Source organism: Faecalibacterium hominis (ex Afrizal et al. 2022), from assembly GCF_049545105.1.
Classification (GTDB): Bacteria; Bacillota; Clostridia; order Oscillospirales; family Ruminococcaceae; genus Faecalibacterium; species Faecalibacterium duncaniae.
Map to the genome: position 1 here is coordinate 2,250,399 of NZ_CP186860.1, position 25,105 is coordinate 2,275,503.

Here is a 25,105-nt window from a genome sequence, read left to right on the forward strand (position 1 = left end):
TGAACAATATCGAAAAACTTGTAACGGAACCTATTTTTGTGTTGGAAAAACACGTTAAACAATTCCAAACAAAGTAATTCACACAGGACGCAAGCGATTGCGTGCTGAGCGAAACAAGATTTAACACTTTTAAGTGATAAATATCATTTATAAAGAGTTTGATCCTGGCTCAGGACGAACGCTGGCGGCGCGCCTAACACATGCAAGTCGAACGAGCGAGAGAGAGCTTGCTTTCTCGAGCGAGTGGCGAACGGGTGAGTAACGCGTGAGGAACCTGCCTCAAAGAGGGGGACAACAGTTGGAAACGACTGCTAATACCGCATAAGCCCACAGGTCGGCATCGACCAGAGGGAAAAGGAGCAATCCGCTTTGAGATGGCCTCGCGTCCGATTAGCTAGTTGGTGAGGTAATGGCCCACCAAGGCGACGATCGGTAGCCGGACTGAGAGGTTGAACGGCCACATTGGGACTGAGACACGGCCCAGACTCCTACGGGAGGCAGCAGTGGGGAATATTGCACAATGGGGGAAACCCTGATGCAGCGACGCCGCGTGGAGGAAGAAGGTCTTCGGATTGTAAACTCCTGTTGTTGAGGAAGATAATGACGGTACTCAACAAGGAAGTGACGGCTAACTACGTGCCAGCAGCCGCGGTAAAACGTAGGTCACAAGCGTTGTCCGGAATTACTGGGTGTAAAGGGAGCGCAGGCGGGAAGACAAGTTGGAAGTGAAATCTATGGGCTCAACCCATAAACTGCTTTCAAAACTGTTTTTCTTGAGTAGTGCAGAGGTAGGCGGAATTCCCGGTGTAGCGGTGGAATGCGTAGATATCGGGAGGAACACCAGTGGCGAAGGCGGCCTACTGGGCACCAACTGACGCTGAGGCTCGAAAGTGTGGGTAGCAAACAGGATTAGATACCCTGGTAGTCCACACCGTAAACGATGATTACTAGGTGTTGGAGGATTGACCCCTTCAGTGCCGCAGTTAACACAATAAGTAATCCACCTGGGGAGTACGACCGCAAGGTTGAAACTCAAAGGAATTGACGGGGGCCCGCACAAGCAGTGGAGTATGTGGTTTAATTCGACGCAACGCGAAGAACCTTACCAAGTCTTGACATCCTGCGACGATGCTGGAAACAGTATTTTCCTTCGGGACGCAGAGACAGGTGGTGCATGGTTGTCGTCAGCTCGTGTCGTGAGATGTTGGGTTAAGTCCCGCAACGAGCGCAACCCTTACTGTCAGTTACTACGCAAGAGGACTCTGGCAGGACTGCCGTTGACAAAACGGAGGAAGGTGGGGATGACGTCAAATCATCATGCCCTTTATGACTTGGGCTACACACGTACTACAATGGCGTTAAACAAAGAGAAGCAAGACCGCGAGGTGGAGCAAAACTCAGAAACAACGTCCCAGTTCGGACTGCAGGCTGCAACTCGCCTGCACGAAGTCGGAATTGCTAGTAATCGTGGATCAGCATGCCACGGTGAATACGTTCCCGGGCCTTGTACACACCGCCCGTCACACCATGAGAGCCGGGGGGACCCGAAGTCGGTAGTCTAACCGCAAGGAGGACGCCGCCGAAGGTAAAACTGGTGATTGGGGTGAAGTCGTAACAAGGTAGCCGTAGGAGAACCTGCGGCTGGATCACCTCCTTTCTAAGGAGTCAGGCAGATGGAAGAACATCGAAGATGGTCGGCCATCTGGAACAGGTGACAGATACAAGCAGAGTAGATATTGTTCGATTTTGAGGGCCCTGAAAAGGGGTTACTCAAAACCTTATGTGGGGGTTTAGCTCAGCTGGGAGAGCACCTGCTTTGCAAGCAGGGGGTCAAGGGTTCGATTCCCTTAATCTCCACCACATGGGCCAATAGCTCAGCTGGCTAGAGCACACGACTGATAATCGTGAGGTCGATGGTTCGAGTCCATTTTGGCCCACCATGTGATGAAAATCAAAGTTTCGGGAGACCGGGCTTTGAAGGACATCACCAAGACGTACCTTGAAAACTGAATAATAACTGCGAAACAAAGATTATAGTAAGTTCTTTTAAGAAATATTGCAATTTCAAAAGGAAGGGTAACAATAATCTTCGTTGGCAATAAGAGAGAATCAAGAGGATACCAAATGTTCTGAAAGAACGTTTGAAAGGTCAAGCGAACAAGGGCGCAGGGCGAATGCCTTGGCACTGGGAGCCGATGAAAGACGTGATAAGCTGCGATAAGCTTCGGGGAGCTGCAAATAAGCATTGATCCGGAGATCTCTGAATGAGGAAACTCACCTGGGTTCATACTCAGGTACAATACACTGAAATTTAAAATAGGTGTATTGAGGGAACCGCCTGAACTGAAACATCTAAGTAGGGCGAGGAAGAGACATCAAACGAGATTCCGTAAGTAGTGGCGAGCGAACGCGGAAGAGGGCAAACCGAGAGTAGAAATACTTTCGGGGTACGGACTGCTTTTAAGACTCAATCTGTTAACCGAACGGCATGGGAAGGCCGGTCAGAGAGTGTGAGAACCACGTAGGTGAAAACGGAGAGAGCTGCGCAGGATCCAGAGTACGGCCAGACACGTGAAACCTGGTCGGAATACGGGGGGACCACCCTCCAACCCTAAATACTACCCAGTGACCGATAGCGTATAGTACTGTGAAGGAAAGGTGAAAAGCACCCCGGGAGGGGAGTGAAAAAGAACCTGAAACCCTGTGCCTACAAGCACCTAGAGCGCGTCAAAGCGTGATAGGGTACTTTTTGTAGAACGGTCCGGCGAGCGATTGTATGCAGCAAGGTTAAGGACTTAAGGTCTGGAGCCGAAGCGAAAGCGAGTTTGAAAAGGGCGTTAAGTTGCATATAATGGGCCCGAAACCGGGTGACCTACCCATGGTCAGGTTGAAGTGGAAGTAAAATTCCATGGAGGACCGAACCGACCTCCGTTGAAAAGGCGGCGGATGAACTGTGGGTAGCGGAGAAATTCCAATCGAACCCGGAGATAGCTGGTTCTCCCCGAAATAGTTTTAGGACTAGCCTCAAGTTAGATACCTGGAGGTAAAGCACTGAATAGCCTAGCGGCCGAGAGGTTAGCGAAGCTTATCAAACTCAGAATGCCAGAGTATTGATGCTTGGGAGTCAGACAGTGTCAGATAAATGTCATTGTCAAAAGGGAAACAGCCCAGATCTACAGCTAAGGTCCCAAAGTCAGGTTAAGTGGAAAACGATGTGAAGATACGCAGACAACCAGGATGTTGGCTCAGAAGCAGCCACTCATTCAAAGAGTGCGTAATAGCTCACTGGTCGAGCGTCTTTGCGCGGAGAATTTAACGGGGCTAAACCTGACACCGAAGCTTAGGCAATACAGCAATGTATTGGGTAGGGGAGCGTTGTATACGCGGAGAAACAGTAGCGCAAGCGGCTGTGGAGTGTATAGAAGTGAGAATGCCGGAATGAGTAGCGCGAATGCAGTGAGAATCTGCATGGCCGAAAGCCTCAGGTTTCTGGAGGAAGGTTCGTCCGCTCCAGGTTAGTCGGGAGCTAAGGTGAGGCCGGAAGGCGTAGCCGATGCACAGACGGTAGAGATTCCGTCACCACCAAAAGAGTTAAGCACAGGGACACATTTGAAGTCTCAGAGCCGGGTGTTGGTTCCGGTAGAGATCGAGGGAAATTAGTACCGAAGTCTGAGATGGAAGATGGCGAGAAAAGCTGTGTGTATTTCTGAGGTGCCCGTACCGCAAACCGACACAGGTAGGTAGGAAGAAGATTCTAAGGCCAACGGGAGAAGGGTTGTTAAGGAACTCGGCAAATTGACCCCGTAACTTCGGGAGAAGGGGTGCTCCAGAGATGGAGCCGCAGAGAATCGGCCCAAGCAACTGTTTACCAAAAACACAGGTTTGTGCTAAATCGAAAGATGACGTATACGAGCTGACGCCTGCCCGGTGCTGGAAGGTTAAGAGGAGATGTGCAAGCATTGAATCGAAGCCCCAGTGAACGGCGGCCGTAACTATAACGGTCCTAAGGTAGCGAAATTCCTTGTCAGGTAAGTTCTGACCCGCATGAAAGGCGTAATGATTTGGGCACTGTCTCAACAGCCCGCCCGGCGAAATTGTAGTACCGGTGAAGATGCCGGTTACCCGCGACAAGACGGAAAGACCCCATGGAGCTTTACTGTAGCCTAATATTGGGTTTCGATGTTGCATGCACAGGATAGATGGGACTCTGGGAAACCAAGGCTTTGGCTTTGGCGGAGAGGCCGTTGGGATACCATCCTTGCGATATTGGAATTCTAACCTGCGGCTCTGAATCGAGTCGGGGGACATTGTTAGGTGGGCAGTTTGACTGGGGCGGTCGCCTCCTAAAGAGTAACGGAGGCGTTCAAAGGTTCGCTCAGCTTGAACGGAAATCAAGCAAAAGAGTGCAAACGCAGAAGCGAGCCTAACTGCGAGACTGACGGGTCGAGCAGTAACGAAAGTTGGAGTTAGTGATCCGGTGGTATGTGAGTGGAAATGCCATCGCTCAACGGATAAAAGTTACCCTGGGGATAACAGGCTGATCTCCCCCAAGAGTCCACATCGACGGGGAGGTTTGGCACCTCGATGTCGGCTCATCGCATCCTGGGGCTGTATTCGGTCCCAAGGGTTTGGCTGTTCGCCAATTAAAGCGGTACGCGAGCTGGGTTCAGAACGTCGTGAGACAGTTCGGTCCCTATCTGTCGTGGGCGCAGGATATTTGATGGGAGCTGTCCCTAGTACGAGAGGACCGGGACGGACGTACCTCTGGCGCACCAGTTGTTCCGCCAGGAGCATAGCTGGGCAACTACGTACGGATCGGATAAACGCTGAAAGCATCTAAGCGTGAAGCCGACCCAAAGATAAGATATCCCACTGATTCAATCAGGTAAGATCCCTTGTAGACTACGAGGTTGATAGGCACGATGTGTAAGTGGAGTGATCCATTCAGCAAGTGTGTACTAATAGATCGAGGGCTTGACCACAATTCGCTTGAATTCTCAAGTCAATGACAAAATGTGAGCAGTGATTATTCAGTTTTGAAGGTACGTCCTTCTAAAAACACTGGACAAAGTAAAACAGAAATGTTATACTGAACCAGTCATATTGGTCGGTGACGATGACGGTGAGGTTCCACCTGTTCCCATTCCGAACACAGAAGTTAAGCTCACTCGTGCCCAAGATAGTTCGCTGGAAACGGCGCGTGAAAATAGGTAGTCGCCGACTTGAACAGAACGCTTCAGGATTTTTCCTGAGGCGTTTTTTGTTTCGTAAATTTGACGAAGTGCACTGAAATAACATTCGGATTCGTGTTCTATACAAAGGGAGGAATGTGCCGTGAGATGTGGAGCAGTGGCAGGGCGGTGACATCGTGATCTTTGAAAAGCATATCGGCATCGTTTCTGATCGGCGGAACTGGGACGGTGTGCCCTATGTGATCCATCATAACGATCCGTGGCAGACTGCTTACGAACAGGACATTCTGGAAAAGCGAACGGACATTGTGGGACATTACCGTATCTCCCAATAACGGCATAAAAAGCGGCTCCACCGCGCTGGGAAAACCAGCGTAAGCGGGGCCGCTGTGTTTATGTCGGAATATCAGTGCGCGTTTGTTGCACTTTTGCACGGCTTCCGGTATAATGAAAGAAACTACCGCGAGGGAGATGAAACGATGGACTGGGTCATGTGTCTGCTGCCAATGGCAGTGTGCTTTGTGGGCGTTCTTTTTTCGGTGAAAGTGAGCAAAAAGCACAAGCGCATTCTGGCGGCTGCCGGGGTGATGCTGTTTCTGTGCGTGGCATTCGGCTCCCTTGCAGTGTACCGGGAGCAGAAGATTACCAAGCCCATCCGGGAAAGCGATACGCTTGCCGTGGCGGAAATGAACCTGAATTCGTTCCGGGGCGATGTGGAGATGAACGATCTCCAGACCGATGCTTCGACGGAGCTGTATCAGGCGCTCGAAGAATATCTAGGAAAGAAACTCTACCTGCCCTGCATCAATCAGGATACCTTCGATGCGGGTGGGCAGGATGTGGTCCTTCAATTCGGCAGCGACGACGAGGTGAAGGTCTGGCTTGCGTTTTATGCGGACAGCCGAATCTGTTTGGTCAACGGGAAAAAGGCATACGTTTTTCCGGGAGGAAAGGCAGTTTATCAGGAAATCGAGGAAATTCTAGCGTCAGTCAGCACCTATACGGCAGTTACCGTCACTGCAATTGACAAGAAAAATGATTTTCTGATGGCGGAAGAAAAAAACGGGAAGCTATATGCGTTCCACAAGGTTTCAGAAAAGCTGCGGACAAAAAGTGGAAAGCAAGCAAAGCTGGAAGACCTTGCGGTAGGGGATGAACTTACGGTGTTGTCGGATGGCAGGGTGTTGCTGAGTGACCCGTATCAAATTGAAAATATCTATCAGATTTATACATAAGGCTTCCTTCCGCTGCCCCTGCAAAAGAGGCGGCGGATTTTTTCTGCAAAAGCCTTGCATCCCGCCCGCCGGTGCGGTATGCTTAACCAATAGAGCATTGCAGAGGGAGGGAGACCCCGGATGGACATGGAAGAGATCCGCTACCTGTTGGGCGGCACGGTATTCGCACGGGCCAAGGCCTACACGGACCGGATACAGGATCTGAACTGCGAAGTGGCCGGGAACGGCGTGCGCCACCTGAGCGCCGACGTGCGCGGCGGCGGGCGGAGCCTGTACCAGACCCAGGTCTGGCTGCGGGAAAATGGCAGCTTTGTCAGCGCCAGCTGCTCCTGCCCTTACAACGAAAACGGCGAGGGGCCCTGCTGTAAGCACATCGGCGCGCTGCTGATGTGGGACAGCGAGAGTCAGGGCCTTTCCGGCAGAGCGCCGCAGAAGCCCTCGGAGAGCCCGGAGAGCATCCCGGGCGTGGTGCGGGGCACGGCCAACCTGCAAACGCCCCAGCCTGAGGAGCAACCCCGCAGGGACAGCTATGCCTCCAGCCTGGAAATGCTGTTCGGCAAGAAGTGGCGGGGCGAGGAACCGGAATCTGACTACGAGGCACGGCGGCTGCTCCGGGCCTATCAGGAGGGTGCACTGGCCGAGGTGGACGGCGTGACCGGCCACGCGGAGCTGCGCCCCCACGCCGCAGAGCTGGAGCCGGAGCTGACCCTGCTGCCCGGGGAGCTGCCCTGGCTGCGGCTGCGCATCTCGGCAGACGGCGGGCGGCAGTATGTGGTAAAGAGCATCCCGGACCTGCTGCGGGCCGTGGAGAAGCACGGCTTCATCAGCTACGGCAAGGCGCTGGAATTCCGGCACAGCTGGGAGGCCTTTGCTCCGGAGGCACAGCAGCTCCTCCGCCTGCTGCGGCGGCAGCTCAGCGCAAAGGAAGGGGTCGAGGCGGCTCTGCGCAGCTATGGCAATGCACCCCGCAGCGGGCCTGCCGGGGGCATCCCGCTGAACGGCGAGATCTTTGATGGACTGGTGGCCCTCTATGCCCCCACCGGCAATCTGGGCGGCTACACCCTCAAGACCGGCATCCCGGCCCTGACCATGCGGGTGGAAAAGCGCCGGGGCGGCGTGGAGGTGTCCGTGACCCCTGCGTTGGGGTGGAAAACGGGTTTAGACAACGACTATTTATACAGTGAGGATACGATCTGGCAGCTGGACCGGGCCGAAAGCGCCCGGATGCGGCCCGCCCTTGAGGCGCTGTGCGGCAAGAGCCTGTTCTTTACCACCGGGGATGCCACCGCCTTTTGCAGCTATGTCCTGCCAGAGCTGGGCAGCAGGGTGACCATTGAGGACCCCGAACGCCTGCTGCTGAATCAGATCCCGTTGGAGCCGGTGGTGCAGTTTTATCTCGACGCGCCCACGCGGGAAACGGTGCGGGCACACCTTGAATTTTTGTACGGCGAGGACCGTGTCACGCCGGAGGAACCGGGGCCTGCCGGTCTGCTGCGGGATGCCCGCGCCGAACAGCGGGCCGGGCGGCTGCTGGGGCGGTATCTGGAGCCGGGGCCGGACACCATGGGCAACGGCCTTGCCGCCCACTACGATGCCTATGAGGAGGATGCGGTCTACCGCTTCCTCGATGAGGGGATCCCGGCCCTGCTGGCTGAGGGCGAGGTCTACCTGACCGATGCCTTCCGCAGTATGCAGGCCGCACCGCCGAAGATCTCGGTGGGGGTGTCGGTGCACGGCAGCGTGCTCGACCTTGAGGTGGACACGGGGGAGTTCCCGGTGGGGGAGCTGAAAGCCCTGCTGAGATCGCTCCACCAGAAAAAGCGCTACCACCGCCTGCGCGATGGCCGTCTGCTCCGGCTGGACGATTCCATGGAGGTGCTGGACGAGCTGAACGAGACACTGGAGCTTTCCGGGGCCAAACTGGGCCAGACCCACGCCCGGCTGCCCCTGTACCGGGCCCCCAGTCTGGACTGGGCGCTTTCGGGGCAGAACGGCATCCGCTTCAACCGGGACGATGCCTTCCGCCAGCTCAGCCGGAGCTTCCATGCGGTGAAGGACAGCGAGTATACACCGCCTGTATCTCTACAAAAAGTTTTGCGAAAATACCAGCGGGACGGCTACCGCTGGCTCCGCACGCTGGATGGCTACGGCATGGGCGGCATCCTTGCGGATGATATGGGTCTGGGCAAGACGGTGCAGGTGCTCAGCTATCTGCTGGCACTCCGGGAGCAGGGCGGGAACCCCCTGCCCAGCCTCATCGTCTGCCCGGCCTCGCTGGTGCTGAACTGGGCCGAGGAATGCCGGAAGTTCACGCCGGAGCTGAGCTGTGTTGTGGTGGACGGGGATGCCGCCCACCGGGCCCAGCTGGCCGAGCAGTGGGACGGGGCCGACGTGGTGGTGACCAGCTACGACCTGCTCCGCCGCGACGAGACCCTGTACGAGAGCCAGAAATTCTACGCCTGTATCCTGGACGAGGCTCAGGCCATCAAGAACCACACCACCCAGAAATACAAGGCGGTGTGCGGGGTGAACAGCCGTGTCCGCTTTGCGCTGACCGGCACCCCCGTGGAGAACCGCCTGGGCGAGCTGTGGAGCATCTTCTCCTTCCTGATGCCGGGCTACCTGCCGCCCTACAAGAGCTTCTGCAGCCGGTTTGAAAAGCCCATCACGCAGGAAAACGACCCGGCGGCGGTGCGGCGGCTGAACCAGCTCACCGGGCCGTTCATCCTGCGCCGGATGAAGTCCGAGGTGCTGAAGGAGCTGCCCCCCAAGACAGAGAACGTCTACCGCATCGAGCTGGAAGAAGAACAGCGCAAGCTCTACCTTGCCGCCGTGGTGGATGCCCGGGAGAAGCTGCGGGCTGCCAAGCCCGAGGACAAGATGGCGGTGTTCGCCGTCCTCATGCGGCTGCGGGAGATCTGCTGCGACCCCCGGCTCATTGCCGACAACTGGACAGGCGGCAGCGCCAAGCTGGATGCCTGCATCGAGCTGGTCACCAGTGCCGTGGAGAGCGGGCACCGCATCCTGCTGTTCAGCCAGTTTACCTCCATGCTGGAACTGCTGGCCAAGCGGCTGGACGCGGAGGGCGTGAGCCACTTCACCCTGCAGGGCTCCACCCCCAAGCCGGTGCGTGCCGAGCTGGTGCGCCGCTTCAACGGCGGCGAGGCCAGCGTCTTCCTGATCTCCCTGCGGGCAGGCGGCACCGGCCTGAACCTGACCGCCGCCGATATCGTCATCCACTACGACCCGTGGTGGAACGTGGCGGCTCAGAATCAGGCCACCGACCGTGCCTACCGCATCGGCCAGCAGAACCCGGTGCAGGTGTACAAGCTCATCGCCCAGGACACCATTGAGGAAAAGATCGTGGAGCTGCAGCAGGCCAAGCAGAATCTGGCCGAGACCGTCACCGGCAGCGCGGATGGTGCTATCCTGCGCATGAAGCCGGAGGAGCTGCTGAATTTGTTGGAGGGAACCGAATGATGCAATACGCCCTATTTGCCCGGCCTGTCGTGACCATTTACGACCTGCCCCAGACCACAAAACAGAGCGAGGCGGGCCTTGTTTCCACCATCGGGGACGAGGGCCTGTACGGTCAGGCCTGTCAGGTGCGCACCGCCCCCGGCGGCGTGACTGCCGAGGGAGTGCCCCTCTCCCCGGAGGTGGCCGAGGTGGTCACCTTTTACGGCTACCACGGCTTTGTCCGGCGGGATGCGCTGAAATTTGTCAGCGAGGATGCGCTGCGGGACTATCTGCCCCAGCCGCTGGTGCTGGTGGGCCGTGCCACCGATGTGCTCAGCCTGCCCAAGGTGCAGGGGGTGCGGATGCTGGAGCTGGAACGGGGCTGCCTGCTCTGCCGCCTGCCCGAACCGCCCGAGGAAGCCGAGGCCCACACCGGCTGGGCCAGGGTGGCCCTGCTGGATGGCCGCACCGGCTATGTCCGGGACGTGGCGCTGGAGCCGGTGCGGTTTGAGATGACCGCTGTGTTCTCCCAGCGGGAGGGGCTGGCCTTTGATGACGCGCTGGCCGAGGCCCGGAAGATTACCGCCGGGGAGCTGGTGCCGCAGGCACTGCAGGCGTGGTACGACGGCAGCGAGGAAGCGTTCCGTGATGCCGTCTGCGCGCAGGCGAAAAAGTATCTGGGCACCGAGTACCGCTGGGGCGGCAAGTCGGGCCGGGGCATTGATTGTTCCGGCCTTGTCAGCAGCGCCTATATGCAGTGCGGCGTGCTCATCTACCGGGATGCCAGGATCGTGGAGGGCTGGCCCATGCACCAGATCCCCTTTGCAGACAAAAAGCGGGGCGATGCCCTCTATTTCCCCGGCCATATCGCCCTTTACCTTGGCGAGGGCCGCTACATCCACTCCACCGGCGCGTCTGCCAGCGGCGGCGTGGTCATCAACAGCCTTGACCCCGCCGACCCGCTGTACCGGGAAGATCTGGTCAAGAGTCTGTATGCGGTGGGGAGTGTGTTCTGAAGGTGGAAACCCCACCGTCATTGCTTCGCAATGCCACCGCCCCTAGTAGGGGCGGCCTTGGCAAAAAGGAAAGGCTTTCCGCCATGCCAAGGGCCCCACTATTAGGGGGGCTGGCACGCGAAGCGTGACTGGGGGGTTAACCCCGCCAGCTGCTGCGAAGGGGCAGCATCCCGGAGAGGTTTGACATAGAAGCTGTTAAGAAAGGACATGAACGATGAAAGTCTTTGATCTACATTGTGACACCCTGAGCGAGCTGCGGCGCGCGGAGATGCGGGGCGACGGGCAGACCTTTGCCCGCAACAACGGCCACATCGATCTGGAAAAGCTGGAGAAGGGCGACTACATGCTCCAGTGCTTTGCCGCCTTTGTGAATCTGGCCGACCCCACCCCGGGCGCGGACCCGCTGGTGACGGCGCTGGAAGAAATCGACGTGTTCAAGCGGATGATGGAGCGGTATTCCGACAGGATCGCCCCTGTCTACCGCCCCGAGGATATCCGCAAAAACGCCGAGGCGGGCAAGATCAGCGGAATGCTGACCATTGAGGAAGCAGGCTGCTGCAAGGGCAGTCTGGGCGTGCTGCGCCGGATGTACGAGCTGGGCGTGCGGATGATGACCCTGACCTGGAACCACGAAAACGAGCTGGCCAGCCCCAACGTGGTGCCCGGCAACGGCCCCATCTGGCCCTGTATGCCCAACACCGAGACCGGCCTGAAGGAGAAGGGCTTCGAGTTCCTGGCCGAGATGGAGCGCCTGCACATCATTGCCGATGTGAGCCACCTGTCCGATAAAGGCTTCTGGGACATTGCGGAGCACAGCACCCGCCCCTTTGCGGCCAGCCACTCCAACTGCCGCGCCCTGGCCCCCCACTGCCGCAACCTGACCGATGAGATGATCCGGGTCATGGCGGAAAAAGGCGGTCTGGTGGGCCTGAACTACTGCGCGGGCTTTCTGGATGACCAGCCCAGCCCCGACCTGTGCCGCAGCACCACGGCCCTGATGGCCAAACACGCCGCCCATTTCAAGCAGGTGGGCGGCATTGAGATCATCGGTCTGGGCAGTGACTTTGACGGCATCGGCGGCAAACTGGAATTGAGCGACTGCTCCAAAATGCCCCTGCTGGCCGATGCCCTGCGGAAAGAGGGCTTCACCGAGGATGAGGTGGAAGCCATCTTCTTCCGCAACGCACAGCGTTTCTTTGAAAACAACCTGTAATCACCGTTAGTATCAAAAGATTCATTGAAATCATTGCTCATCATTGCACTAGAATCAATGAGAACCAATGAAATCAATGTTTTCAATGATAATTATGTCTTAACGGTAAGAATGAAGTATAACGGAAAGTATAGAAAAGTTGAGGGATTCCAGATGGATCAGAATATGACATTGGAAAAGCGCATTGCCGCCGAGCTCTATTCCTATCAGGGCAGGATGAGCGTTTTTGTGGACGACCTGCGCGGCAGCACGGTGCAGATCGGTGCCGACGAGGAATTTGAGACGGCCTCCACCATCAAGGCGTTCATTCTGGCGGTGCTGTATCTGCAGGCCAGCCGGGGCAGGGCTGACCTGGAAGAGGAAATCACCTACGAGGCCAGCCAGTTCGTGGACGGCTCCGGGATGCTCCGGGCCCTGGGCGTGGGGGCAAAGCTCAAGGTGAAGGACACCGCCACCATGATGATCATCTGCTCGGACAACATTGCCACCAATATGATCATCGATTACCTGGGGCTGGACACCATCAATGCCTGCATCCGGGAATTGGGCTTTGGGCACACCGTCCTGCACAACCCCCTCCACTTTGACCGCTACGACAAGCTGGGCACCACCACGCCCCGGGACTACGCCGCCCTGTTTGCGCAGGTGGCAAAGGGCACACTGGTCAGCAAAGAAGCCAGCGCCGCCATGCTGGGCATCTTCCGCCAGCAGCACTACAACACCATGCTGACCCACGATTTCCCCCAGTTCTATCTGGACTGCGAGGAGACCGGCGAGCCGGAGCTTATCTGGGTGGCCAGCAAGAGCGGCAGCATGAACGCCTGCCGAAACGACGGCGGCATCATCCACACCCCCTACGGCGAGTATGTGATCGTTCTGATGAACAAGGAGTTCCATGACATCATCGAGTACAACGACCACCCCGCCATGGTCTATGGTGCCCGGGTGTCCCGGATGATCCTGGATCAGATCCTGGCCTGCGAGGGAAAGCTGTATCTGAAGTAAACCTCTTGGGCGCTTCGCGCCAGGTTCACGCTGCGGTGACGGAGAGGTTTCGCAAAGAAGTACATAAGGAGTAGGAAAGTAGAACGAATGGAAATTACATTATCATTGCCAATGCTGCTGTTTCTGATGCTGATGACCGGGTTTGCGGGCTTTGTGGACTCGGCGGCGGGCGGCGGCGGTCTGATCAGCCTGCCCGCCTACCTGTTTGCGGGCCTGCCGGTGCATTACACCTACGGCACCAATAAATTCAGCGCGGCCTGCGGCACCACCTTTGCCACGGCGCAGTTCTTCCAGAAGGGAGCCATGAACATCCGGGTCGGCCTGCTGGCGGCTGTGGGCAGCTTTGTGGGCAGCGCACTGGGCTCCCACATCGTGCTCCTGCTCAGCGATCAGGTGCTGCGCACCATGATGCTCATCATCCTGCCGGTGGCGGCGGTGCTCATCCTCTGGCGGCGGGACCTGCCCGACGAGAACCGGGACGACGGCACCCTGAACGCCAAAAAGGCGGTGCTGGCCCTTGCCATCGGGCTGGGCATCGGCCTGTACGACGGCATCTTTGGCCCGGGCACCGGCACCTTTGCCATCATCGCCTTTACCACCCTGATGGGCTTTGACCTGCGCACGGCGGGCGGCAACGCCAAGGTGCTCAACCTTGCCAGCAACTACGCCAGCCTGGTAACGTATCTTTCCAGCGGGCTGGTGGTGTTCTCCATCGGCATCCCCTGTGCCATCAGCGGCATTGTGGGTAACCTGCTGGGCTCCCACTTCGCCCTCAAGAAGGGCGCAAAGTTCATCCGCCCCATGATGCTTGTGGTGCTGGTGCTCCTGCTGGGCAAGATCGTCTCGGACGCGGTGCTGTAATGAACGGATCTTCGGCAAAAAACAATTGACGTTTGCAGGAGAATGGACTATAATAGGGCCGGAGGCCCGCAGAAAAAACGAGCGCTGAGGATGATGTTATGAAGATCCGCTACTCGAAGAACGCCATGAAGTTCCTGAACAAGCTGGACAAAAAGTCCGTGCTTCGCATCGTTGCAGGCATTGAGGGGCTGACCTTGAAACCGCCGGCAGGTGATATCAAGGTGATGCAGGGACTGAAGGATGGAACAATGCGGCTCCGGGTCGGAAGCTGGCGCGTGCTTTACCGGTACGGTGAGGAAAACGCGCTGGAAATTCTGTTGGTGCTGGATATCGGGAATCGTGGCGATATCTATAAATAAGGAGGTGGCAGGATGTCTGAAATTGCAATGAATGCAGCACACATGATCGATATGCTGCCGGACCCGGACAAGAACCTTGCCTACGAGCTGATCAAAAAGCTGGTACTGGCATGGGACCCGGATTTCACCAAGCTGACCACAGAGGAAGCAAAGCAGCTGGAGGAAGCGAAGGACAGCGGCTTTGTGGATGCCGAAGAAATTGACTGGTCGAAGATCGGACACGAATGACCAACAAAAAAGAGGAACTGCCGGGAAAGCAGTTCCTCTTTTTGATTGGGTAAGATCAGAAGGTGAAGCCCTCATCGAGGAAGGCCAGGCCGAACGCGCCGGGGCCGGCGTGGGTGCCGATGACGCAGCCGATCTGGCGCACAAGGGCCTCGTTCCGGCCCAGATTCTCCTGCAGGTAGGTCTGGATGGGCTGCACCTCGCGGGGGGCGAGGGTGTAACCGGCCAGCGCGTCGGCGCAGGTGCTGATGCTGCCCAGCTCCTCGATCTTCTTGAACAGGGCAACGTAAGCGCCGGGCAGGCCCCGGGCCTTGCCCGCCATAACGACCTTGCCCTCCTTGATGGTGATGAGGGGCTTGATGCCCAGCATCCCACCGGCCACGGCCACGGCGGCGGGCAGGCGGCCGCCCTTGCGCAGATACTTCAGGTCGTCGATGACAGCCACCAGATGCAGATGCTCCTTGGCGTGCTCAAGGGTGGCGGCGATCTGCCCGGCAGTCTTTCCGGCATCCCGCAGCTGAACAGCCAGCCGCACCAGCAGGCTCTCGCCCAGGCAGACGTTCTCGGAATCCACAAAGAGGACATTGTCCACATTGGCCATGTCTGCGGCCAGCCGGGCGCACTGGCAGGTGCCGGACAGCTCATGGGAGAGGAAGATGCCCACCACCTCGTCCCCGGCGGCAGCCGCCTCAAGGAAGAAGCGCTGGAACAGCTCGGGGCTGGGCTGGCTGGTGGTGGGCAGCTTGTGGCAGCGGGCCATCACGCCGTAATACACGGTGGGGGTCATGTCCACGCCGTCCCGGAGCACGGTGCCGTCCTCCAGGGTGATGTTCAGGGGGATGACGGTCACGCCCAGCTGCTCGGCTTCAGCGGGCAGGATGTCGGATGCGGAATCGGTAAGAATGCGGATCATAGTAATACCTCCAACGGGGCCAAGAACGGATAACCCGACCAAATCAATCAAAAAGTCGTATAGGAATATACCAGAGACGACGGAAAATGTCAATTGTTTGAATCAATATTTCTTCGTATTTTCGCAATTCCGCTCCGTTTTCTTGCACAAACGGGCCGGAACATGATACAATGGGCATCAGGCATTGCGGGGCGGTGCGCTGTGCGCCCGAAGCAGCGGAACAGCGCACCCCAAACGGAGAGGGGACGGAGAAGATGTCAGAGCGGAACCGCCGCCTGCGGGCGGCAGGCATCGCGGCACTGGCCTGGGCCGGGCTGGCGGCGGTCTGGTGTGTGCTGGTTCCCGGCGGGGCGGCAGAGCTGCCGCAGGGCGTGCCCGGTACGCTGCGCAGCCTGCTGGTGCTGCCGCTGGCCGAGGAGCTGGTGTTCCGGGGGGCGCTGCTGCGCCTGCTGCGGCCGCTGGGGGAGCACCCGGCAAACCTCTGCCAGGCTGTGCTCTTTGCGGCTCTGCACGGAACGCTGACCGAAAAGTGCTACGCGCTGGGCATGGGGCTCATTTTCGGGTGGGCCGCAGAGCAGACCGACAGTCCTGCACCCGGGGTGGTGCTGCATATCCTGAACAATGGGCTGGTGCTGGCCCGGGCGCTGGCAGAAAGGGGAATGGGATGACCGACTATGAGCTGATGGGCGCTGCGCTGGAGGAGGCCGCACGGGCCGCCGCGCTGGGCGAGGTGCCCGTGGGCGCGGTGGTGGCCCGGAACGGCGAGATCATCGCCGCCGCCCACAACACCCGCGAGACCGAGAAAAACGCCCTCCACCACGCCGAGCTGCTGGCCATTGACGCGGCCTGCAAAAAGCTGGGCGGCTGGCGGCTGTGGCAGTGTGAGCTGTTCGTTACGCTGGAGCCCTGCCCCATGTGCAGCGGCGGCATCATCAACAGCCGGATCAGGCGGGTGGTGTACGGCGCGGCGGATACCAAGGCCGGGTGCTGCGGCAGCGTGACCGACCTGTTCGCCCTGCCCTTCAACCACCATCCGGTGGTGGAACGCGGTCTGCGGGCGGAGGAGGCGCAGGCGCTGCTGCAGGCGTTTTTCCTCCGGCTGCGGGAGCAGCGGGCCGCAAAGCCCCGCTGGAAACCGCCCGTGACCCCCTGAGAACGTGAAAAAAAGTGGGAACTGCGTGAAAAGACGGCGGTTCCCACTTTCTTTTTTCGTCGAATTGTGTTATATTATTTAATGGTAACTTGTCGAAAACACTCGCACAGACCAGCGGGCTCGCCGCAGGACCGGCCTTGACCGGAAAGAGGAGCAGAGCGCAGCCCATGGGTGCGGTGGAGGGCGGGACCTTCCTGCCTGCGGGATTTTTTGCAGGCAGAGAACAAACGGCAGGAGGGCTGACTCTTGTACGATGATGAATTTGAATTGACCTTTGACCTGAGCGATGAGGACGAGGCATCCCGGGCCCCTGAGCCGGAACAGGAGCCGGTGCAGGAAGCTGCGCCGGAACCGGCCGCGGAAACAGAACCGGCCGCGGAAACGGAACCGCCGGTGGAGGCTGTACCGGAACCGGCAGTCCCTGCGGCCAATGGGCGCTGCGTGCTGATCTCGGGCGGCGACCGGGGCATCGGAGCCGCGGCGGCCCGCGCCTTCTGGCAGGCGGGCTACCGGGTGGCGGTGCTCTACCACACCCACGCCGAGGCGGCGGCGGCGCTGGAAAAGGCGCTGCCGGGCCTGCTGGCGGTCCAGTGCGACGTGGCCTCCCGCGCCAGCTGTGAGGTGGCGTTCCACACCGTGGAGCAGGCCGTGGGCCATGTGGATGTGCTGGTGAGCAACGCGGGCATTGCCCAGCAGAAGCTGTTCACCGATATCACCCCGGAGGAGTGGCAGCACATGCTGGACGTGAACCTGAGCGGCGCGTTCCACCTGTGCCAGCTGGCTCTGCCGGGCATGATCCGCCGCAAGGCGGGCCGCATCCTGACCGTGAGCAGCATGTGGGGCCAGACCGGCGGCAGCTGCGAGGTGCATTACTCCGCTGCCAAGGCGGGCCTGATCGGCCTGACCAAGGCCCTTGCCAAAGAGGAGGGGCCCAGCGGCATCACCGTGAACTGCGTGGCTCCGGGTGTCATCGACACCGATATGATGGCTGCCTTTACGGCAGAGGATAAGGCTGCGCTGGCCGAGGAGACCCCCGTGGGTCGCCTGGGCAGCGCGGACGAGGTGGCGCAGCTGCTGGTGTTCCTGGCAGGCGAAAGCGCCGGTTACATCACCGGGCAGGTGTTCGGTGTGAACGGCGGCCTGGTGATTTGAACCATCCCGCAGCGGCAAAACTTATGATACGATATCACTTACGGCGCAGCCAGCGCCGCGGTGAAAAGGAGAGAGCGAAATGGGCATGACTTTGAAGGAACTGTTGACGAAGGGCGAAGGCACCCTGACGGCGGGCGAGGCCAAGACACTGGCTTCCCAGTGCCGGATGGATGTGGAAACGCTTTACACGCTTCTGGAGGAGCGCGGCATCAAAATTCTGGATGACGAGGCCGACGGTGACACCAGCCTGGATGTGGAAGGCATCATGGCAGAGGTGGAAAGTGCCGAGGCAAACAGCGATGAGCTGGGCCTGGGCGATGAAAATGAGGACGACCCGGCAGAGGAGAACCCCGCAGACCTGAAGGCTGCCATGGATGAGCTGCTGGATGACCCTGTGAAGAACTACCTCAAGCAGATCGGCCAGATCCCGCTGCTGAGCGCGGAGCAGGAAGTGGACCTGAGCAAGCGCATCCACGCCGGTGCCGAGGCTGCCCACATCCTTCAGGCCGACCGCCAGAAGTACGGCGCGCCTGAGTACATCAAAAAGAACAGCGCCCGCTTCTCGTTCGAGGAGGATGAGAACAGCCGGAGCTATACCGAGGATCTGGACGAGGAAGGCAACACCAAGTCCAGCGAGGATGACGAGGAAAAGGCTGCCGAAGAGGAGGCCATGGAGGCCGTGGAGAACGGCCCCCTGACGGAGGAGCGCCGCCAGGAGCTGCTCAAGATCCGCCGCGACGGCCTGAACGCCCGCCGCAGCCTAAGCGAGGCCAACCTGCGTCTGGTGGTCTCCATCGCCAAGAAGCATGTCGGCCACAACCTGGCGTTCCTGGATCTGATCCAGGAGGGCAACATCGGCCTGATCAAGGCCGCCGAGAAGTTTGACTGTGACCGTGGCTTCCGCTTCTCCACCTATGCCACCTGGTGGATCCGTCAGGCCATTACCCGCGCCATTGCGGATCAGGCCCGCACCATCCGCATTCCGGTGCACATGGTCGAGACCATCAACCGGATGCGTCAGGCCACCAACCAGCTGGTCTACCAGAACGGCCACGAGCCCACCCCCGAGGAGCTGGCAAAGGCCATGGATATGAGCGTGGAGCGCGTGCGGGAGATCCAGCGCATGGCGCAGGAGCCCGCCAGCCTGGAAAGCCCCGTGGGCGAGGAAGAGGATTCCTCCCTGGGCGATTTCGTGGCCGACGAGAACGCCGAGGCCCCCGGCAAGGCAGCAGACCGCGCCATGGTGGCCCAGCAGATCAATCAGGCCCTCAAGAGCCTGACACCCCGTGAGGAAAAGGTCATCCGCCTGCGCTTTGGTCTGGACGATGGCCGCCCCCGCACGCTGGAGGAGGTGGGCCGCGACTTCGGTGTCACCCGTGAGCGTGTCCGCCAGATCGAGGCCAAGGCCATCCGCAAGCTGCACAGCCGCAAGTGCCTGGCCCTGCTGAACGGCCTGATCGAGTGATCCTGAACTTACCGCTATGAGAAAAAGCCCCCGCCGGTCTATGAACTGCACCCCATTTGTTAGACAGTATGGTATACTGTTTAGGAAATGGGGTGTTTTTGTATGCCAAAGGGACAACGAAAGTACAACGGAGCTCAAAAGGTAGAAATCATCAAACAGCTTCACAATGAAAAATTAAGCTTTTATGAAGCGTCCAGCAAGTATGGAATTCCAAGACGTACGCTTCAAGATTGGGAGCGCATCTATCTGGAAGAAGGCGAAGAGGCACTTCTGGTAGAACGTCGAGGTCGAGCCTGTGCCGCCAGTGGGACACAGAAAGGTCGGAAGTCAAAGCTGGATAAGCAAGTAGAAGAAGATCTGATTGCAGAAAATCAACGGCTTCGGATGGAGATCGATTACTTAAAAAAATTGAACGCCTTGGTACTGGAAGAGGAACGCCAAAACAGAAAGCACAAGTAGTTCAGGAGCTAAGGCAGAAATATCCATTGAAAGCATTGCTGCAACTTGCCGGACTTCCTCGTAGCACATTCTACTACTACCTGCATCGGTCTCAAAATCCTGCGAAGTACCAGATGGTAAAAAAACAGATCATTACAATCTTCAATGAGAACAAGAAGCGATACGGATATCGCAGAATTACACAAGAACTACACAACAACGATATTTGTGTGAATCACAAGACGGTTCAGAAACTCATGAAGCAGCTGGGCTTAGTCTGTCAGGTTCGCGCAAAAAGAAAGTACAACTCCTACAAGGATGAAGTCGGAGAAGTTGCGCCAAACTTGCTGGAACGGCACTTCAAGACAAACCAGCCAAATCGAAAATGGGTCACAGATGTTACTGAATTCAAAGTGAACGACCAAAAACTCTATCTGTCTCCAATTCTCGATCTGTTCAATGGCGAAGTTGTCAGCTATAACCTGAGCCGCCATCCAAATTTCAAACAGATCACGGAGATGCTGGAGGGCGCTTTTCAGAAGCTGCCAAATAAGGTTGACAATCTGATTCTGCATTCGGATCAGGGCTGGCAGTATCAGATGAAATCCTACCAAAATCTGCTGAAAGCAAAAGGAATTACGCAAAGTATGTCTCGGAAAGCCACTTGTCTGGACAATGCTGTTGCCGAGAACTTCTTCGGACTGCTCAAGACGGAACTGTTCTATCTGGAAAAATTTGATTCCATTGACCAGCTTGAAAAGGCTATTGTCGATTACATCGACTATTACAACAACCGCCGAATTAAATTAAAACTAAACGGCCTGAGTCCTGTGCAATACAGAATTCAGACCGTTGGGGCCGCTTAATTCGTTTTTTTGTCTAACTTTTGGGGTTCATATCAATTCCGGCGGGGGCTCTTTTGGTGGTGTACAGGTCAGCAGCTGCGCAGCAGAAAGGCCATATAGAGGGGAAGGGTCAGGAGCGGCCCGTTTTTCCCGATATTATAGTCCCCGAGCTTGATCGCATGGGATACATGATATTTTTCAGGGTGGTTGAGGATCGTCTTTGTGCTTTTGACATTTCCAGAGCGGGCCTTTACCTCTACAAGGGTGCATTCCCCCTGATAACGGATCACAAAATCCACCTCGAGGCCGGAATCCTTGTGGAAATAGTAGAGCTTGCGCCCCATCTTGGTGAAGATATCGGCAATCAGGTTTTCAAAGATAGCGCCTTTGTAGCCATAGAGGTCGCCTTGCAGGATGTCAAACTGCGTTCCGTCCTCCAGCATGCTGACGAACAGGCCGGTGTCGCACATATAGACCTTAAAGGTATCCTCTTCCGCGTTCCCATCCAGAGGCAGCTCGGTAATGGACAGATTGTGGCACCGTGTGATGATGCCAGCATCCTCGATCCATTGCAGGCTTCCGGCATATTTTGCGGAGGTGGAGCCTTTTTTTACAACGGAATACTGGAATTTCTTGTTTTCCTTGGCAAGCTGGCGGGGAATGGACTGGAAACACTCCTTGATGCGGGACTTATCCTTTTTCTCCGCGTACTTTACCATGTCGTCCTCATAGGAACGAACGATGTCCCGCTGGATACGCAGGACCTCATCCATCTGCCTGCTGGTCACAAAGGTCTGGACAGCATCCGGCATTCCTCCCACAACGGTATATTGGAGCAAAAGCTGCCGCATCCGGTTGTGCAGCGCTTCCGGCACAGGGGAACCGGAGTCCAGAGAACTTTGCAGCAGCGCTATGACAGGTTCGGTGATGTCATTGGCCCATAAGAATTCTTCAAAATCCAGTGGGTACATTTCAAGAATCGTCTCCGATCCGACAGGAACGGATCTTGGTTCTTTGCCGTAGCCCTTTACGCCCAACAGGGAGCCGGTGCCGATCACGTCATAGCGGCCGTCGATGCGGAAAAATTTCAGGGCCGTCCGGGCTTCCGGGCAATCCTGGATCTCGTCCAGGATCAGGATCGTCTGGCCCGGCTCAAAAACGGCATCCTTGCCAAGAAGGGCAGAGAGCATCATCACGATGTTGTCGATCTCCAGAGAACCGGAAAAGACAGAAGCATAATCCGGATTCTCGAAGAAATTGAGGTACACTGTGTGTTTGTAATTCTTTCTGGCAAATTCCAATACAGAAAAGGTCTTGCCGCACTGACGGCAGCCCTTGATGATAAGCGGCTTCCGACCGGGCGTGTTTTTCCATGCAAGCAGCTGGTCTGTGATCTTTCGCATTAACATACCGTTTCACTCTCCCGAAAATAAATGATGCTGCATCTATTATAAAAGATAAAGATAACTTTTTCAAGGGACTTCTTTGTGAGGATTGCAACTTTTTCAAGCGACTTTTTAGCAGAAGAAACAACTTTTTCAAATGACTCCTGCGCAGGAAAGTGGATCTGCCGCAGCGCGGTTATAATTCCTCTGCCCGCCCCATATATTCTTTTCAGAACAAAACGGGTGGGAGGGAACGGCATGTTTGTGGTAACGCTGAACAAGACGAGCTTGAAAAAGGTGGGGGCCGGTGCGCTCTGCTGTGCGCTGGTGATCTTCAGCGCCTTTCTGGGGCGGTACATCAGCACCCGCACGGTGGCGGCAGCGGCCGGGGTGAACCGGATCGAGAGCGCACAGGACATCCAGACCTGGTTCACGGGCTACGGGCTGGATGTGGACGGCACGTCCATCACGGCGGATAAGGTCAAGATCCCCCGCAAATGGGACGACAGCTTTTCGGCCTTCAATGGGGTGGTGCAGCAAAGCGGAATGGATCTTACCCGCTACAAAGGGAAAACCGTGGAAAAGTGGACCGCTCTGATCCCGGCGGCCAGCAGCGGAGAGACCAGCCGCTACGGCGTGCTGCTGGTCTACCGCAAAAAGGCTGTGGGGGCCTACCTGCTGGAAAAGCTGTCGGGCACGGTGATCGGCCTGAAGGATGCCCAGACCGCAATGGCGCAGGCCGAGCAGCAGGATGCCCAGCAGGTGTCCGGTGAGGATTACAGCGGCGACTGGGGAGAGCGCCATGATGAGGAGCTGGGCGCGGCCGGGCAGAGCCAGCAGACCAGCGGGGAGCCGGACTCCGTGGTGCCCGAGGAGGCGCAGTACACCGACCTGCCCCTGGATGCCGAGGGGTACCCTGTCGAATGAATCCGGTGGAAAAATGATAGTAAAACTTCTGTTCAATAGCACCAAAATTTTTGGCCAAAAATCAGCAATATGAAATGATGAAAAAATAACGAAGCGGGTTTATAATAATAGTAGCATCCCGCAGCAAAATCGGCTGCGTCCGGAGTGGCAGGACCGTCCGGATCTGAAACGGGATGAAGTAAGGAGAAAATGATCATGAAGGAATTCCAGTATACTGTTAAGGATGCATGCGGCATCCACGCTCGTCCGGCCGGTCTGCTCGTGAAGGTGGCCAAGGGCTTTGCCAGCACCGCTACCCTGGAAAAGGACGGCAAGAGCTGCGACCTGCGCAAACTGATGGCTCTGATGGGCATGGGTGTCAAGCAGGGCGACACCGTGACCGTGAAGGTGGAGGGCGACGATGAGGCCGCCGCTGCCGAGGCCATTCAGAAGTTCCTGACCGAGAACGTCTGATCTTTGAATCTGCGGACAAAAGCCCTTGCGGGAGACCCTGCGGGGGCTTTTTCGCACTAAATTCTCAACAAAGGAGAGAGAACGATGCAGGTAGGAACCGGTAAAAGCATCCTGAACGGCATTGCCATCGGCAAACTGAAAATCTACAAGAAAAAAGATACCGTGATCTCCACCGCCCAGGTCGCGGACACGGCGGCAGAGGAAGCCCGCTTTGAAGAGGCCCGGGCCAAGGCCATTGACCAGCAGACTGCCCTGTATGAAAAGGCACTGGCCGAGGCAGGCGAGGACATTGCCGAGGTGTTCAACATCCATGCCATGATGCTGGATGACGACGACTTTGTGGATGCCATCAAGGAGATCATCAACGGCCAGCACATGTGTGCGGAGTATGCCGTCAAGAAAGCGGGCGACAACCAGGCCGCCGTGTTTGCCGCCATGGACGACCCCTATTTACAGGCCCGCAGCGCCGATGTCATCGACATTGCCCAGGCCATGCTGGACATCCTGCAGGGCGTGGACAATGCCACCCTGCAGGGCACTGAGCCCAGCATTCTGGTGGCAGAGGATCTGGCACCCTCGGAGACGGTGCGGATGGACAAGAGCCTGCTGCTGGGCTTCATCACCCGGGAGGGCAGCTCCAACAGCCACACCGCCATCCTGGCCCGCAGCATGAACATCCCCGCCCTGATCCAGTGCAAGGAGATCCAGGAAGATTGGGACGGCAAGATGGCTGTGGTGGACGGCTACAACGCCTGCGTGTATGTGGACCCCACCCCCGATCTGCTGGAGAGCCTGAAAAAGCGCCAGCAGGAGGACCAGAAGAAGCTGGCCCTGCTGGCCGAGCTCAAGGGCAAGCCCAACACCACGCTGGACGGCAAGACCGTGCAGGTCTTTGCCAACATCGGCGGCATGAGCGATGTGGGCGCGGTCCAGCAGAACGACGCGGGCGGCGTGGGCCTGTTCCGCACCGAGTTCGTCTACCTGAACTGCACGGATTACCCCACCGAGGAATACCAGTTCGAGGCCTACAAGCAGGTGCTGGAAAGCCTGGCCCCCAAAAAGGTGGTCGTGCGCACCTGTGATATCGGCGCGGACAAGACCGTGGACTACATGAAGCTGGACCACGAGGATAACCCCGCGCTGGGCTACCGTGCCATCCGCATCTGCCTGACCCGCAGGGATTTCTTCAAGACCCAGCTGCGGGCCCTGCTGCGCGCTTCTGCCTACGGCAACATGAGCATTATGTTCCCCATGATCACCAGTCTGCGAGAGCTGCAGGATGCCAAGGCCGTGCTGGAGGAGTGCAAGGCAGAGCTGACCGCCGAGGGCAAGAAGTTCAGCGACAAGATCGAGGTGGGCACCATGATCGAGACCCCCGCCGCAGTTCTGGTGGCGGACGATCTGGCCCAGGAGTGCGATTTCTTCTCCATCGGCACCAACGACCTGACCCAGTACACCTGCGCGCTGGACCGCCAGAACGCCAAGCTGGAGCCCTTCTTTGATCCCCACCACCCCGCTGTGCTGAAGGCCATCCGGATGACCATTGAGGCGGGCCACCGCCACGGCATCTGGGTGGGCATCTGCGGTGAGCTGGGCGCGGATACCGCCCTCACCGAGACCTTCCTGCGGATGGGCGTGGACGAGCTGTCCATGAACGCCAAGAGCATCCTGCCCGTGCGCAAGATCATCCGCGGCGTGGATCTGAGCAAACCCTCTGCCAAGAATGTCTGAGTTCCCCTGACGGAACCGTAAAAGGGGCTGCTGCGGCGCTCTCTGCCAACCAGAGTGTTGGCAAAGGGGCGCGCGGCA

General features: G+C 57.8%; 20 protein-coding genes, 2 tRNA genes and 3 rRNA genes. 23 read left to right on the top strand and 2 right to left on the bottom strand.

Annotated features, from left to right (window positions below; all coding sequences use genetic code 11):
* The first annotated feature begins 146 nt into the window (after positions 1-146).
* From ACKXGA_RS10860 to ACKXGA_RS10925, 14 genes are all read left to right on the top strand, one after another.
* Positions 147-1,657, top strand: a 16S ribosomal RNA gene (locus ACKXGA_RS10860).
* A gap of 127 nt (positions 1,658-1,784) precedes the next feature.
* Positions 1,785-1,860, top strand: a tRNA-Ala gene (locus ACKXGA_RS10865).
* Between the two features lie 3 nt (positions 1,861-1,863).
* Positions 1,864-1,940, top strand: a tRNA-Ile gene (locus ACKXGA_RS10870).
* A 207-nt stretch (positions 1,941-2,147) separates the two neighbouring features.
* Positions 2,148-4,982: ribosomal RNA gene (locus ACKXGA_RS10875) — 23S ribosomal RNA — on the top strand.
* A 124-nt stretch (positions 4,983-5,106) separates the two neighbouring features.
* Positions 5,107-5,223: ribosomal RNA gene (gene rrf / locus ACKXGA_RS10880) — 5S ribosomal RNA — on the top strand.
* Together the 16S, 23S and 5S rRNA genes with 2 tRNA genes alongside form the textbook arrangement of a ribosomal RNA operon.
* A 118-nt stretch (positions 5,224-5,341) precedes the next feature.
* Entirely contained in the window at positions 5,342-5,527 is a 186-nt protein-coding gene (locus ACKXGA_RS10885) for a DUF1287 domain-containing protein (protein ID WP_342760526.1), read from the top strand.
* A gap of 186 nt (positions 5,528-5,713) precedes the next feature.
* Positions 5,714-6,427 (top strand): hypothetical protein, encoded by a 714-nt coding sequence (locus ACKXGA_RS10890; protein ID WP_423729491.1) that lies wholly within the window; start codon positions 5,714-5,716, stop codon positions 6,425-6,427.
* 120 nt (positions 6,428-6,547) lie between these two features.
* Positions 6,548-9,907 carry an SNF2-related protein gene (locus ACKXGA_RS10895; RefSeq protein WP_423729492.1) on the top strand — a complete coding sequence of 1,120 codons (3,360 nt, stop codon included), beginning with the start codon at positions 6,548-6,550 and terminating at the stop codon, positions 9,905-9,907.
* Entirely contained in the window at positions 9,904-10,902 is a 999-nt protein-coding gene (locus ACKXGA_RS10900; protein WP_423729493.1) for a C40 family peptidase, read from the top strand. The genes ACKXGA_RS10895 and ACKXGA_RS10900 overlap by 4 nt, the downstream gene beginning before the upstream one ends.
* A 214-nt stretch (positions 10,903-11,116) precedes the next feature.
* The gene (locus ACKXGA_RS10905) at positions 11,117-12,115 is read left to right on the top strand and encodes a dipeptidase (RefSeq protein WP_097772963.1); all 999 of its coding nucleotides are present in this window, start codon (positions 11,117-11,119) and stop codon (positions 12,113-12,115) included.
* Positions 12,116-12,268: 153 nt separating this feature from the next.
* A complete protein-coding gene (locus ACKXGA_RS10910) occupies positions 12,269-13,120 on the top strand; it encodes a serine hydrolase (protein WP_154277523.1) in 852 nt (283 codons plus the stop codon).
* 87 nt (positions 13,121-13,207) lie between these two features.
* Positions 13,208-13,981, top strand: coding sequence for a TSUP family transporter (locus tag ACKXGA_RS10915; RefSeq protein ID WP_035393400.1), 774 nt, complete (start codon positions 13,208-13,210; stop codon positions 13,979-13,981).
* 98 nt (positions 13,982-14,079) lie between these two features.
* Complete coding sequence (locus tag ACKXGA_RS10920) at positions 14,080-14,340, top strand: type II toxin-antitoxin system RelE family toxin (RefSeq protein ID WP_156066392.1); 261 nt, start codon at positions 14,080-14,082, stop codon at positions 14,338-14,340.
* 12 nt (positions 14,341-14,352) lie between these two features.
* Positions 14,353-14,568 carry a hypothetical protein gene (locus ACKXGA_RS10925; protein ID WP_005930220.1) on the top strand — a complete coding sequence of 72 codons (216 nt, stop codon included), beginning with the start codon at positions 14,353-14,355 and terminating at the stop codon, positions 14,566-14,568.
* Between the two features lie 55 nt (positions 14,569-14,623).
* On the opposite strand, the gene ACKXGA_RS10930 is transcribed toward ACKXGA_RS10925, so the two are convergent.
* On the bottom strand, positions 14,624-15,478 hold the full coding sequence (locus ACKXGA_RS10930) for a DegV family protein (protein WP_423729494.1): 855 nt from the start codon (positions 15,476-15,478) through the stop codon (positions 14,624-14,626).
* 254 nt (positions 15,479-15,732) lie between these two features.
* On the opposite strand from ACKXGA_RS10930, the gene ACKXGA_RS10935 reads away from it, so the two are divergent.
* The 6 genes from ACKXGA_RS10935 (at position 15,733) to ACKXGA_RS10960 (ending at position 20,552) form a co-directional block, all read left to right on the top strand.
* On the top strand, positions 15,733-16,146 hold the full coding sequence (locus ACKXGA_RS10935) for a CPBP family intramembrane glutamic endopeptidase (RefSeq protein WP_117535576.1): 414 nt from the start codon (positions 15,733-15,735) through the stop codon (positions 16,144-16,146).
* A complete protein-coding gene (locus ACKXGA_RS10940; RefSeq protein WP_005930211.1) occupies positions 16,143-16,631 on the top strand; it encodes a nucleoside deaminase in 489 nt (162 codons plus the stop codon). Before ACKXGA_RS10935 ends, ACKXGA_RS10940 begins: the two co-directional genes overlap by 4 nt.
* Positions 16,632-16,877: 246 nt before the next feature.
* A complete protein-coding gene (gene ymfI, locus ACKXGA_RS10945) occupies positions 16,878-17,783 on the top strand; it encodes an elongation factor P 5-aminopentanone reductase (protein WP_423729495.1) in 906 nt (301 codons plus the stop codon).
* 79 nt (positions 17,784-17,862) lie between these two features.
* Positions 17,863-19,248: an RNA polymerase sigma factor gene (locus ACKXGA_RS10950; RefSeq protein WP_097770227.1), complete on the top strand. Its 1,386-nt coding sequence runs from the start codon at positions 17,863-17,865 to the stop codon at positions 19,246-19,248.
* 102 nt (positions 19,249-19,350) lie between these two features.
* Entirely contained in the window at positions 19,351-19,707 is a 357-nt protein-coding gene (locus ACKXGA_RS10955) for a helix-turn-helix domain-containing protein (RefSeq protein ID WP_186851762.1), read from the top strand.
* Positions 19,656-20,552, top strand: a complete 897-nt coding sequence (locus ACKXGA_RS10960) for an IS3 family transposase (protein WP_423730405.1) — start codon at positions 19,656-19,658, stop codon at positions 20,550-20,552. Before ACKXGA_RS10955 ends, ACKXGA_RS10960 begins: the two co-directional genes overlap by 52 nt.
* 68 nt (positions 20,553-20,620) lie before the next feature.
* Here the strand turns inward: ACKXGA_RS10960 and ACKXGA_RS10965 are convergent, their stop codons facing one another.
* On the bottom strand, positions 20,621-21,940 hold the full coding sequence (locus ACKXGA_RS10965) for an ATP-binding protein (protein ID WP_423729496.1): 1,320 nt from the start codon (positions 21,938-21,940) through the stop codon (positions 20,621-20,623).
* A gap of 234 nt (positions 21,941-22,174) precedes the next feature.
* On the opposite strand from ACKXGA_RS10965, the gene ACKXGA_RS10970 reads away from it, so the two are divergent.
* The 3 genes from ACKXGA_RS10970 (at position 22,175) to ptsP (ending at position 25,027) form a co-directional block, all read left to right on the top strand.
* Positions 22,175-22,843 (top strand): DUF4830 domain-containing protein, encoded by a 669-nt coding sequence (locus tag ACKXGA_RS10970; protein ID WP_423729497.1) that lies wholly within the window; start codon positions 22,175-22,177, stop codon positions 22,841-22,843.
* A gap of 189 nt (positions 22,844-23,032) precedes the next feature.
* A complete protein-coding gene (locus tag ACKXGA_RS10975) occupies positions 23,033-23,296 on the top strand; it encodes an HPr family phosphocarrier protein (RefSeq protein ID WP_005930193.1) in 264 nt (87 codons plus the stop codon).
* Between the two features lie 84 nt (positions 23,297-23,380).
* Positions 23,381-25,027 carry a phosphoenolpyruvate--protein phosphotransferase gene (gene ptsP, locus ACKXGA_RS10980; protein WP_097772958.1) on the top strand — a complete coding sequence of 549 codons (1,647 nt, stop codon included), beginning with the start codon at positions 23,381-23,383 and terminating at the stop codon, positions 25,025-25,027.
* The last annotated feature ends 78 nt before the right edge of the window (positions 25,028-25,105 follow it).